This is a genomic window from Pseudomonas frederiksbergensis (assembly GCF_003732275.1).
GTDB classification, from domain to species: Bacteria; Pseudomonadota; Gammaproteobacteria; order Pseudomonadales; family Pseudomonadaceae; genus Aquipseudomonas; species Aquipseudomonas frederiksbergensis_H.
In genome coordinates this window covers 1-12,497 of the sequence record NZ_MOBM01000027.1, presented here as the reverse complement: position 1 = coordinate 12,497, position 12,497 = coordinate 1, and the positions used below count along the sequence as shown (strand labels likewise).

The window sequence follows — 12,497 nt, the reverse complement described above, 5'->3', positions numbered from 1 at the left end:
CGTACACCGCAAGGTCAGTTGGTAGCTGCTGATGGTTCGAGCCGTACGCCGCAAGGTCAGTTGGTAGCTGCTGATGGTTCGAGCCGTACGCCGCAAGGGCAGTTGGTAGCTGCCGATCGCTCGAGTCGTACACCACAAGGGCAACTTGTTGCAGAAAACGGAGGGCGTCGGACTCCACAAGGTCGTTTGGAGGATAACCAGGTGGTCTGAAGTATGTTTCATAAACACCATCGTTCCTTTTAGGAGCTGGCGTGCCAACCCCTGCGCCGCTGCACTCTTCGATCTTTCTGCATCCTACATGGAATAATTAGGGCGAACGTAGTCGCCCTCATGCAGGTTAATACTTTGCCGGCACCGCGATGGAGGCCAAACATTTCGCTGAATCGGCTGTGACGGATCTCATCTGGGTAAGGGCAATTAAGGCGATCGCCCCCAACCCCATCAAATAGCCATTGATGTAAAACGGGTCACCGCCTCCATATGCAAGCAACGATGTAGCAATGATAGGCGCTAGCCCGCCACCGATAGCACCGGATACTTGCACTGCAACGGAAATTCCTGTGTACCGCACCTCTGGAGTAAATTGGCCGGAGAAAAGCGCACCTTCTGGCCCGTATAGCATCGAGTAAATAATCCCAATGGCTACTACCATCGCAAAAATGATCCAGAACTGTTCCTGGGTTTGAAGCAATTGGAAGAAGACAGAGGAAAACAAAATGACGCCTACAATACCAGCAGCAAACATCTTTCTCTGACCGACTTTGTCACCTAGCCAACCACAAAAGGGCATGGTGAACATGGCAACAGTAGCGCCCCAGACGACCGCATTCAGCATCAAGTCCTTCGGTATCGCAAGCGTCTTTGTTGCATAAGCCAGAGAAAAGGTCGCAATCGTGTAGAACCATGTCACCTCAGCCAAACGAGCGCCGGCAACAGCAAGCAACGCCCGGGGATGTGCACGCAGAACTGTTTTGAACGGCATCTCACGAGGTACATCTTTTTTCACAGAGATAAAGTCGGGAGATTCGGCCACTTTTTCGCGTATGTACCAACCCACTAGAAGCAATGCAGCACTGGCGAGGAAAGGAATTCTCCAGCCCCAGCTAAGCATGTGCTCCTCGGGCAATTGGGCGACAGCACCCATCGCAAGTGAGGAAAGAATCAATCCAGTGGCAACGCCAGTTTGCGGCAGACTGCCGAAAAAGCCTTTCTTACCCTCAGGCGCATGCTCGACGGCCAAAAGAATCGCCCCACCCCATTCACCGCCGACCGCAATGCCTTGCAGCACTCGCATTAGAACTAGCAGCACTGCCGCCCAATAACCGATGGAATCGTAGGAAGGGATCAACCCTATGATGATCGTCGGCACACCCATCATGAACAGCGTGATAATGAGCATCGATTTTCGGCCTAATCGGTCTCCGAAATGGCCGAATACAATGCCACCAAACGGACGCGCAAAGAATCCGACAGCATAGGTCGCGAAAGCTGCCAGTGTGCCCGTGACCGGGTCAAAATCAGGGAAGAATATTTTATTGAAAATGAGCGCAGCGGCGGTGCCATAGAGGAAGTAGTCATACCACTCAATCGTGGTACCCATCATGCTTGCAATACCAGCTATCACTGTCTGACGTTTCACGGCTGAAGGAGCCGCACCTGCCTTCGTTATTTTCGACATTTTTCAGTCCTTTATCTGGCAGTGGTTGTGTGTGGGAGTCTTTCTTATAAGTATGCAAACTCGGGCCCATACGAAGATGCAATACGGGCTTGTGAGATGAGATCTTTTACATCGGCGGCATGCCAGGCAATCGGTGGGTCTGACGGCACCAGTAATCGAACGTCGCTCGGACAATGGAGGGTTTCAAAAGATAGTCGTGAGCTTCCTGCGCTAAGACCGGGTCGACAGGTGTCAGATCACCGAACGCCTTGGCCCTGATCTGCATCCTCGCCGCCCTCTCTAGGTATACCGAAAGGTAAGTGGCTTCCTCTATCGATACTCCGGCTGTGAGATATCCGTGGTGGGCCAGAATGATAGACTTCATCCCACCCAGTGCTTCGGAAATCAAAGTCCCCTCGTGGTCGGCGATCGGTACCCCTGGCCATTCACCCAAGAAAGCGCAATCGTTGAACAGCGGAGTCATATCCATCTGCGAGATCACAAGTGGCTGCCTCGCGGCGGCGAGTGCAGATGCCCAGGGAGAATGCGTGTGGATGATCGAAGTGACGTCTGGGCGATTTCTGTAAACCCACAAATGAAAGCGGGTGGCGGGATTAGCCATCCCTTCGCCAGTTACAGTATTGAGATCCTTGTCGACCTCGATAAAGTCTTCCGCTGTCGCTTCTTCAAATCCAAGGCCGAAACGTAATGTCCAATAGGTATCGTCCCTATCGGAGCGCGCGGTGAGCTGCCCGGCGAGACCAGCCTCTTGTCCGGTCATCGCAAGGACTCTGGCTGCGTAAGCAAGGCGCTCCTTCAGAGGCATCTCTTTTGATTTAAGGTGCTGGGCCATCTCGCTTGTGGCCCGCAGATCGAAATACTCTTTACTGCGTAGTTCCTGATTCACTTGGCAATCCTCAATCTAACCATCAACGGTGGCTCAAGCTTATGAAGCTCGATCATCGATGGCGATGAGGCTAGGGCTATATCAGGTATTCACTTGAGCGACTTCGCCGCATCCATGGCAAATCCCAGTATCGATCTGGTAATCGCTGTCGGGGGTGAGTCGGAGCGGTAGATGGCGACTACCTTGCGTTTTAGCAACGGTTTTACGTCGGTCACACGAGTGAGACTGTACTGCTTCAGCACCCTATTCGGAATGTGTGCTGGAAGGACGCAGGCCCCCACACCTGAAGCCACCAGTTCGAGCATTGCGTCCACGGTTTCAACCTCTGCAGCCACGACATAAGGCACTCCGCATGTATCCAGCATTCTTCGTAGCGCATATCCACTCGGAAACACCACAAGCCTTAATGGCTGCTCCCCCATGTCGATGCTCAGCGGCGCTGGTTCCAGTTCGGCCTTGATTATGATTGCCATCGATTCGGTAAAAAGGCCGCTCGACAGCAACTCCTTTGACGCCACTTCGCTGTCGTATACGAAACCCAGATCCGCTCTGCCTGACTCCACGAGCTTTACGACCTCGGTCGAACTGCGAGCCATGAACGAGACGTTTACGTCCTGATTTTGGTGCACGAATCGAGAGACCAGATCTCCAAGAAAATAGTAGGTAAGCGTATGCACCGTTGCCAAGCGCAGACTGCCTTGCGTGATGCCGAATTCTTCTCTGATTTGAACGATGGCCGCATCAATTGCCATGAACGCAGGGCTGGCCATAGACGCTAAATGCTTTCCGGCATCGGTTAAAATTAGCCCTCTGCCCGTTCGCCTGAAAAGCGGGTTTCCGAGATAACTTTCCAAACTAGCGAGCTGTCGGCTCAGACTTGGTTGAGAAATATCCAGCTGTTCAGAAGCGGCCGATATCGACCCATGCATGGAAATGCAGAGGAAATTTCTTACTTTTCGATCCAGTTCATCGCTCATAACATGGACATCCTTTAAAGTTGGACGCACACGGGCATTGAAAGCTGCGCCTTGTAGTCCCACCACCTTAACAATTGCCGCGCCATGGATTCACCTCCGGCGCAGATGCTCGTTAATCAACTGCGCGCTCCAAGGCCCGTCATTGACCCGCTTAGGAGGTAGCGACACCCACAAAAGGTCCACATCGGCCTTTTTCGTACCCCAGCTATAAATTACCGTGCTCGACAAAGATGTGCGCCTTATTACGAAGGCTGCAATCGAAGCCGTCAGGGCACCGCGTGGCCACTGTATTACGGTCGAACGCCCGCGGCTTTAATTTCAGTCCTACTGAGAATGATCAACCGCATGAAGGTGTGTCCGCTCTGTTCTCGTATGGATTTCCAAGGGGTTGCCCGCACCTCAGTGGTACCCCTATCGCACCTTGGTATCGCATGGAGCGTGTATCCGATACCGAGCCCAATACCATCGTGTAATCGTCCCGATTTGAATGCTCTGTTCTGATTACTCCTGACTTTGATCCAGACCTAAGTGACAGGGACACTGGAAAAATGCCAACGCGTTCGAAGATCAGGAGACAGAGATGGGGGCCGGAAGAACGCTGTATACCGTCAGGGTTCACACAAAAGGGTTTCGCGACGGGGGTTACTCTCGCAGTGATGACGGCTGCTTGAACATCAGGCACTCGCTACCGGGTTTCGATAGCAGCGGAACGAACTCGGAACAGCTTTTTGCAGCTAGTTGGTCTGCCTGTTTCGACGCGGCGCTGGGCCTGGCGGCACTGAAGCAGAAGGTGTCACTACCGGTTGACGTCTCTATCGATGCCGAGGTCGACCTTTGTCTCAATGGAGAAGCGTACTTTCTATGCGCTCGGTTGACCGTCAGCTTGCCGGGACTGGACCGCGAGGTAGCGCACAAACTGATCTACACCGCCCACCAGACATGCCCTTACTCCAAAGCCGTACGCGGCAATGTCGAGGTTCAGCTCAGTCTCCTCTGAGCTCAGTGCTAATCACTTTCCCCACTTCAGATACACGAGCAAAGAACGTTAGAAGCGCGGAATTACAAACCATGGCGGCCGTTACGTCTGGTGTCGCGCGTTTTCCCTGACCAGCACATCTGATGCAGGCTTTTTCAACAATCATAAAAGTAAGGGTCCGATAATGAAAAAATTGACGACAGCAGCCGGCGCACCGGTGGGCGATAACAACAACTCTCAAACGGCTGGTCCTAGAGGACCTGTGTTATTGCAGGACGTTTGGCTGCTAGAAAAGTTGGCGCACTTTGACCGTGAAGTTATTCCTGAACGCCGCATGCACGCAAAGGGATCAGGCGCATTCGGCACTTTCACGGTTACTCACGACATCACCCGCTACACAAAAGCAGACTTATTTTCGAGCATTGGTAAGACCACGGATGTATTCGTCCGATTTTCTACCGTGGCCGGCGAACGTGGAGCCGCCGACGCCGAGCGTGACATTCGCGGGTTTGCCATCAAATTTTATACTGGTCAAGGCAACTGGGATCTGGTGGGCAACAACACACCAGTGTTTTTTCTGCGGGATCCGTTGAAGTTTCCAGACCTCAATCACGCAGTCAAACGTGATCCACGTACAAATATGCGAAGTGCCAGAAACAACTGGGATTTCTGGACACTTCTGCCCGAGGCTTTGCATCAGGTGACGATTGTTATGAGCGACCGCGGACTACCGCACTCATATCGACACATGCACGGATTCGGCAGCCATACCTTCAGTTTCATTAGTCCGGCGAACGAACGTTTTTGGGTGAAGTTCACCTGGAAAACCCAACAAGGCATCAAAAACCTGAGTGATCAGCAAGCCTGCGAACTGATCGGCGATGATCGCGAAAGCGCACAACGGGATTTGTACACCAGCATTGAGGAAGGTCGCTTTCCCCAATGGAAACTCTACGTTCAAATAATGCCAGAAGCGGAGGCTGAGTCTTATCCGATCAATCCTTTCGATTTGACCAAGGTCTGGCCGCATAAAGATCATCCCCTGATCGAAGTCGGTGTCCTTGAGCTCAACCGCAACCCGGACAACTACTTTGTCGACGTCGAACAAGCCGCCTTCAACCCTGCCAACGTCGTGCCTGGCATCAGCTTTTCACCAGACAAAATGCTTCAGGCTCGATTGTTTTCCTATGGCGATGCGCAACGTTATCGCGTGGGCGTGAATCATCATCAGATTCCGGTAAATGCCCCCCGATGCCCAGTCAACAACTATCACCGGGACGGGCAAATGCGTACCGACGCAAATGCCGGAAGCGCCATCGGATATGAGCCCAACAGCCATGAACAATGGGTGGAGCAACCCGACTTCCGTGAGCCGCCTCTATCACTGCAGGGCAGTGCCTGGCATTGGAACCACAGGGAAGACGAAGATTATTTCTCCCAACCTGGCGCCCTATTTCGGCTGATGGACACGGCTCAGAGACAGGCGCTGTTCGATAACACTGCGCGATCGATCTACGGAGCTAGCACACAGGCGAAGCAGCGCCACATCAATCACTGCACACAAGCTGATCCGGAATACGGATCAGGCGTCGCCCAGGCAATTGAACAACTAGTTTGATCGAGGCGCTATTAGCAAGAGCAAAAAGGTTGCTCGCGCCATTTGCTCTTGCCCCTCCCGCCAGCCCCAACATTGAAAATGATTTCAAAGCGATTCAAAACAATCCTGCCAAAGGCTCAGCCATCAGAAGCCGTTCCAGGTCACGCGAGGCGGCGTGAAGGTCAGAACCTCGTGGCGTAGGATGGCCCCGCTGATTCAAACGCGTTCCAGTTCTTTCAGGTGACCGCGTTACTGGGCTTCAGCACTTACACCTTGATGTAATAGACGGCCGCGCCCCCAATCGCTAAAAACGTCGCTCGTTAGGGGACATGGCGAAATGCTGAGGATCTATGGTGAGTCAGATGGAACACGTTGATCACATTCTGATAGTCGACGACGATCGCGAGATTCGAGAGCTCGTAGGTAACTACCTAAAAAAGAACGGTTTGCGAACCACAGTCGTGGCGGACGGCCGACAGATGCGCTCCTTTCTTGAGTCTTCCACCGTGGACCTCATCGTGATGGATATCATGATGCCGGGGGACGATGGACTGCTCTTATGTCGAGAGCTTCGTTCAGGCAGACATAAAAGCACACCGGTCCTGATGCTGACCGCACGCAACGAAGAAACCGACCGCATCATCGGCCTGGAAATGGGAGCTGATGATTACCTGGTTAAACCCTTCGCAGCCCGTGAGCTGCTTGCACGTATCAATGCCGTACTGCGCCGCACGCGCATGCTGCCACCCAATTTGATTGTCAGCGAGGCTAGTCGCCTGCTTGCGTTTGGTAAGTGGCGGTTAGATACCACGGCGCGTCATTTGCTCGATGGCGAGGGCACTATCGTCACCTTAAGCGGCGCGGAATACCGTTTGCTGAGGGTATTTGTCGATCACCCCCAACGCGTCCTGAGCCGCGATCAATTGCTCAATCTGACCCAGGGGCGCGACGCAGATCTCTTCGATCGCTCCATCGATTTGTTGGTAAGCCGTCTGCGTCAACGCTTGCTGGACGACGCCCGCGACCCAGCCTACGTCAAGACCGTGCGCAGCGAAGGGTATGTTTTCACCTATCCGGTGGAAATTCTAGGAGAGCAGTCATGACGCCGCTGCGGTGGCCAAGAACGTTGGCCTCGCGACTGTCGTTGATCTTTCTCGTCAGCCTTGTAGCAGCTCATGGACTGTCTTTTGGGCTGCAGTTTTATGAGCGATACCAAAGCGCGATGACACTGATGCTGGGCAATCTGGAGCAAGACTTGACGACCACTGTGGCAATGCTTGAGCGCCTGCCCGCTGCTGAACGTCAAGGCTGGCTACCGCGCTTTGAGCATCCCAACTATCGCTATCAACTGGACGAGGGCCAACCTGGTACGCCGATGAACATGGCCTCCGCCCCGGCGTCTGTTCGCTCCATGGAAGCGACACTGGGGCAAGATTACGACCTTAGCTTTACTGATATTTCTGACCTGCGTCCGCATTATCAAGCGCACCTACGCCTGAGCGACGGAAGCCCGCTGACGATTGATGTTCGGCCCAAAATATCCCCGCTATCGCCATGGCTACCGTTGCTGTTAATCGTGCAACTGTTGCTATTATTCGGCTGTACATGGTTCGCAGTACGAACTGCAATACGCCCCCTGACTCGTCTATCAAAGGCAGTCGATACTCTTGATCCGAACGGGGGAGGAACTCGTCTTGATGAAGCAGGCCCTATAGAAGTGGCCTATGCAGCAGTTGCCTTTAATACCCTGCAGGAGCGCATCGCGACTCACATAAAAGAGCGCATGCAACTATTGGCTGCCATTTCTCACGATTTGCAGACCCCCATCACGCGTATGAAACTGCGCGCCGAGTTCATGGAAGACTCCGTAGAGAAGGACAAACTCTGTAAGGACCTGAGCGAGATGCAGCATCTGGTTCAGGAAGGGGTGGCATACGCGCGCAGCATGGATGGTTCAACTGAGACCAGCCGCCGGCTCGATCTGCACTCGTTCCTCGACAGCCTGGTACTCGATTATCTGGATACTGGAAAAAGTGTGGTTCTAAACGCGGAAATCGGCACCGTTATCGATACACGGCCGCATGCACTGCGACGAGTGCTGGTGAATCTTGTGGATAATGCGCTGAAGTTTGGCACAGAGGTCCAAATCACCGTTGAGCCGCAAACGGACAAGCGCTTGGAGATCAAGATCCTGGATCGTGGTCCAGGAATTCCCGAGGACCAATTGCCAGAAGTGATTAAACCGTTCTATCGCGTGGAAAGCTCGCGCAACCGTGATACGGGCGGTACAGGGCTGGGCCTAGCAATTTCTCAACAACTAACGCTAAAACTTCAAGGTACTTTAATACTGTACAACCGAGAAGGTGGCGGGCTGTGCGCTCAACTGACACTACCCAGTAGCTTGTCTGATTCTTCGAGGATGAATAGCACCGTCGGATAAGCCGGTGCCATTCATCTGCTGCGCCAGCCCATTGGCTGCATCGACTATTTTATTCGCGAATCAGAAACGCCCGCGGGGACTCTCCCATCGCCCGGCGAAACATTGCGCTAAACGCACTTGCACTAACATAGCCCAGATCCCGGGCAATCAACCCGATTGACTCCCCCTTCTCGAGCCGGTTCAAGGCGCTGGCCAATCGCACCTGTTGCACCCAATGGCGGAAAGTCAGGCCTGTTTCCTTGAGAAACAGGCGGATTAACGTGCGCGAACTGGCACCGACTTTGTCTGCCCAATAATCTACGTTGCGAGCTTGCCTTGGCGTGTCGAGAATAGCGTTGCACACCACCAACAGCCGGCGGTCTACCGGCCACGGAATCTGAAGCGGCAATGTTCGTGCAGACTCCAGTTCACTAAGAATCAGAGCTACGACGTGACTATTGCGGCCCTCGAGTAAATATTCGATGGGTTCACTGGCCAGCACCAGTATCAGTTCGCGTAATAGCAGAGAAACGTCCACGACTCGGCAGCTGTCTCCATAGCTTGCGGCGACGTCGGCTTCTATGTAGATGGAACGCATCTTGACCGGGCTGAGCATCAATTGGTCATGTTCTTCTCCGGCGGGTATCCACAGAGCCCGTTTAGGCGGGAGAAACCACAGACCACCGCGGGTCGCAACACGCATGACACCGCTGATGGCATACAACAACTGGCCATGGCGATGTGTATGCGGCGGATTGTATTCCCCGGCCATTTGGTTGCGAGCCAATGCCGTCATCAGCCGCGGCACGTCCTGATAGTCCAGGTAATCCTCACTGCGTCCATTCAAATCTTCGGCTTTGCTGACAATCCGTCCCTTTTGCTTCATCAATCACACTCACCAATTGGGTTGCAATGCCGAAGCCTCTGACATTGTCACTTTGAAGACATAAGCTGGCACTTGCCGATTCTTTGGTATTGCTACGATCGCCCTTAATCAAATTTCTGAAAATAAGGGTACGTAGAAAATGGCCCCCATCAACACTTCTCCAAATGCATCCGATAAACATAGCGTGCCTGCAGTCATCGGTTTATTGATCCTTTCCATTGCATTACGTCCGGCGATTGTTTCTATTGGCCCCATCTTGCTGCTGATTCAAAACCAATATGGTTTGACTTTTACCCAAGCGGCGTTGCTGACCTCCATTCCCGATGTATGCATGGGCATCTTCGCCTTAGTCGCACCCAATTTAAGTCGGCGCTTTGGTACCGACCGTTGCGTAATTGCAGCGCTGGTTTTGCTTGGCGCAGCCTGCTTGGTGCGGGCAATATCTCCGGATGCCGTTTTTCTATTGCTCAGTACATTTCTGGTCAGTATCGGAATCGCAATTGCTGGTGCTCTCATCGGCGGTTGGATAAAAGCTCACTTTCCACATCGGCCAGCATTCTTCATGGGTATCTATGCCGCTGGCCTTAGCGTAGGAGCAACTCTTTCTGCGTTATTCACTGCGCCCATTACTGAGTTCGCTCAAAGCTGGCGAGTGGGTGCCGGGATCTGGAGCTTACTGTGCGTCACAGCTGTAATAAGCTGGTTGTGGATGGCCCGACGGTTCGCAGCTTCCGCACCGAAGGTCAACACCGTTGATAACCGGTCGGCCGTGACCGGGATGCCGTGGAGCAATCCTCAAGCGTGGCTCGTAGCGTTGTATTTCGGCTCAAGTCAATTCGTGGTCTATGCCCTCTTCGCCTGGTTAGCACCCGCATCTACCGAAACCGCTCTAACGACCCTGCCCGCCGGAGTGTTGCTTGGGCTATTTACAGCGGTGTTTGCAATCGCAAGTGTCGGTGCTGGCCTGATCCCTGGAAGGGCCCATGACCGTCGTGGTCTTTTGGGAGTCACCACCGTACTTGCACTCATTGGTACGGCGGGCATGGCGTTTGCTCCAGAAACTTCGCCGATTCTTTACGTATTACTTGTGGCAACCGGTCTAGGCATGTCCTTCACAGTTGGGATGACGTTGCCACTGGACAACTCCAAAACGCCTGCAGAAGCCGGGGCTTGGACCGTCTTCATGCTTTTCATAGGCTACCTGATTGCAGCGTTGGGCCCCGTCTGCTTCGGCGCGCTGCGTGACTATACCGGAAGCTACGACCTTGCTTATGACATGCTGTTTGCGGTACTTCTTTTTATGCTGTGCCTGACGCCAATTCTGAAGCCGGCGTCCGAAACGGGATTACGGGTGCCGGCGACCTGACATCGCAACGGTTTAATGCCGACGCGTACAGACGAGCCTGAAAAAGAGACCGGATGTGTCAAAGGTCTCCTAAAGGCAACATCTGCGGGGGGATGTACATCATTTGTCCTGGCCGCACCCTTGACCAGCGGTAAGATAATCCAGCACCTTAGACTTGCCAGCCGAGTCTAAATAAGCCAGTCGCGCGTTAACGACACCGCAACCGGATGAAGGTGTTTCGCTGACTGAAGTGACTTTAGCAATGTCCAAGTGATCGCCGTACATGTAGGCGTGCGGAGTTACATTCTCCTGGGCATTTGCTGCGACGGCGCCGAGGCTAACGATGGCAAACAGTGAAGCGATGCTGAGGTTCTTCCAGTTCATGACGACATCTCCAGTTATTGAATGAGTGATCCAGCAAGACAGCTTGTGCTGCTGCGATGAGTCCCATTTAACGCCGTTAAGGTATCCCGTATGTGTCACTAACTTCCGCAAATTAAACAGTTCGTATCGGGAAAGCCTCAGATACATGAAATTACGATTTCAGCTCATCCAAACAGGACTATTTAACCGAAGGTAACGCCGGCCTAGTGTTTCGCGAAATGTAGTAAAAACATGCGGATTGTTGACCACCTCTTGACTTAAAGGCAGACACAAAAACACAACTACCTGAAAAAGCCTCAGGTAGTCATGCGCATACTTGGGATTTCGTCAGGGCTGCGCTCAGACGAGATTGAGGACAACGTCTATATTTCCGCGAACAGCTTTCGAGTAGGGACATGTCTGATGCGCGGTATCGATCAGGCGCAGGGCTATATCACGCTCTACACCCGGCAAGCTAACGTTAAGCCGAGCACGCAGGAAATAGGCATCACCTTCGAGGCAAAGATCGACTTCGGCATCAATAGCGACGTCGGTCGGAAGCTCGACTTTAAACTTGCGCGCCGCGAGCCCCAGCGCTCCGTCAAAGCATGCCGACCAGCCAGCCGCGAAGAGTTGTTCGGGGTTGGTACCGTTGCCTTTGATACCCGGTAGCGAATGGCTGATATCCAACTTTCCGTCGTCGCTTCGGGAAATGCCCCCATCGCGAGCACCTGTGGTGTGTACTTTAGCGGTATAGAGGATTGTCTTGGATGTCATATTGAAGCTCCTTATTTTATGGGAAGACGCATGCCAGATGCGTTGGGGAATCAGAGCAGACCCTTGGTAACCTCTGAATTGCACGAAGGTATCGTTCCCCCCCAAGTCTGCTTGTTGGGTCCGTAATCGCTCGCGGCAAATCTGTAATTTCACTGTCCCGCTGGGTCGGCCGGATTACGATACGTGGGAGCTACGGCGGTAGCGGAAAATGCAGGGCTGTCGGCGTGGTTCGTCCGGCAGCGAGGACGGGTAGTTGATCGGGTGTCATTTGTTTGGGATGGGCCCTTGTAGGCGTTGGCAAGCAACTCCTACAAAGGGTGGTGGTGTTTAAGGGGCATCATTCAAACCGTCTGGTTATCCACCATCTGACCTTGCGGCGTGCGGCTAGAACCATCGGCAGCTACCAACTGGCCCTGCGGCGTACGACTTGAACCATCAGCCGCTACCAACTGGCCCTGCGGCGTACGACTCGAACCATCAGCCGCTACCAACTGACCTTGCGGCGTACGGCTAGAACCATCGGCAGCTATCAACTGACCCTGCGGCGTACGGCTCGAACCATCAGCAGCTACCAACTGACCTTGCGGTGTACG

The 12,497-nt window shown here is 53.4% G+C and carries 11 protein-coding genes and 2 pseudogenes; 6 read left to right on the top strand and 7 right to left on the bottom strand.

What is annotated here, in order from left to right; translation table 11 throughout:
* Positions 1 to 210 (top strand): annotated as a pseudogene (locus BK662_RS35355) (hypothetical protein); the annotation flags it as partial.
* A 127-nt stretch (positions 211 to 337) separates the two neighbouring features.
* Here the strand turns inward: BK662_RS35355 and BK662_RS19135 are convergent.
* The 3 genes from BK662_RS19135 to BK662_RS19125 form a co-directional block, all read right to left on the bottom strand.
* Positions 338 to 1,678 carry an MFS transporter gene (locus BK662_RS19135; RefSeq protein WP_221179109.1) on the bottom strand — a complete coding sequence of 447 codons (1,341 nt, stop codon included), beginning with the start codon at positions 1,676 to 1,678 and terminating at the stop codon, positions 338 to 340.
* 106 nt (positions 1,679 to 1,784) lie between these two features.
* On the bottom strand, positions 1,785 to 2,564 hold the full coding sequence (locus BK662_RS19130) for an aldolase (RefSeq protein ID WP_123359352.1): 780 nt from the start codon (positions 2,562 to 2,564) through the stop codon (positions 1,785 to 1,787).
* Between the two features lie 89 nt (positions 2,565 to 2,653).
* A complete protein-coding gene (locus BK662_RS19125) occupies positions 2,654 to 3,541 on the bottom strand; it encodes a LysR family transcriptional regulator (protein ID WP_123359351.1) in 888 nt (295 codons plus the stop codon).
* A 580-nt stretch (positions 3,542 to 4,121) separates the two neighbouring features.
* Between BK662_RS19125 and BK662_RS19120 the strand changes: the two genes are divergently transcribed.
* The 4 genes from BK662_RS19120 to BK662_RS19105 all read left to right on the top strand — a co-directional run bounded on the left by BK662_RS19120 (position 4,122) and on the right by BK662_RS19105 (position 8,554).
* Positions 4,122 to 4,538 (top strand): Ohr family peroxiredoxin, encoded by a 417-nt coding sequence (locus BK662_RS19120; protein ID WP_123359350.1) that lies wholly within the window; start codon positions 4,122 to 4,124, stop codon positions 4,536 to 4,538.
* Between the two features lie 163 nt (positions 4,539 to 4,701).
* Positions 4,702 to 6,135 (top strand): catalase, encoded by a 1,434-nt coding sequence (locus tag BK662_RS19115; RefSeq protein ID WP_123359349.1) that lies wholly within the window; start codon positions 4,702 to 4,704, stop codon positions 6,133 to 6,135.
* A 341-nt stretch (positions 6,136 to 6,476) separates the two neighbouring features.
* Positions 6,477 to 7,217, top strand: a complete 741-nt coding sequence (locus tag BK662_RS19110) for a response regulator (RefSeq protein WP_123359348.1) — start codon at positions 6,477 to 6,479, stop codon at positions 7,215 to 7,217.
* On the top strand, positions 7,214 to 8,554 hold the full coding sequence (locus tag BK662_RS19105) for a sensor histidine kinase (RefSeq protein ID WP_123359347.1): 1,341 nt from the start codon (positions 7,214 to 7,216) through the stop codon (positions 8,552 to 8,554). The genes BK662_RS19110 and BK662_RS19105 overlap by 4 nt, the downstream gene beginning before the upstream one ends.
* A 49-nt stretch (positions 8,555 to 8,603) precedes the next feature.
* Here BK662_RS19105 and BK662_RS19100 read toward each other — a convergent pair whose 3' ends face one another.
* Positions 8,604 to 9,419, bottom strand: coding sequence for an AraC family transcriptional regulator (locus BK662_RS19100; RefSeq protein WP_123359346.1), 816 nt, complete (start codon positions 9,417 to 9,419; stop codon positions 8,604 to 8,606).
* A gap of 139 nt (positions 9,420 to 9,558) precedes the next feature.
* Here BK662_RS19100 and BK662_RS19095 point away from each other — a divergent pair, with 139 nt between their 5' ends.
* A complete protein-coding gene (locus BK662_RS19095) occupies positions 9,559 to 10,785 on the top strand; it encodes an MFS transporter (protein WP_123359345.1) in 1,227 nt (408 codons plus the stop codon).
* A 99-nt stretch (positions 10,786 to 10,884) separates the two neighbouring features.
* Here the strand turns inward: BK662_RS19095 and BK662_RS19090 are convergent, their stop codons facing one another.
* From BK662_RS19090 to BK662_RS19080, 3 genes and pseudogenes are all read right to left on the bottom strand, one after another.
* Positions 10,885 to 11,148, bottom strand: coding sequence for a DUF2790 domain-containing protein (locus tag BK662_RS19090; RefSeq protein ID WP_123359344.1), 264 nt, complete (start codon positions 11,146 to 11,148; stop codon positions 10,885 to 10,887).
* 339 nt (positions 11,149 to 11,487) lie between these two features.
* Entirely contained in the window at positions 11,488 to 11,904 is a 417-nt protein-coding gene (locus BK662_RS19085; RefSeq protein WP_123359343.1) for an organic hydroperoxide resistance protein, read from the bottom strand.
* A 341-nt stretch (positions 11,905 to 12,245) separates the two neighbouring features.
* A pseudogene (locus BK662_RS19080) lies at positions 12,246 to 12,497 on the bottom strand (hypothetical protein); the annotation flags it as partial.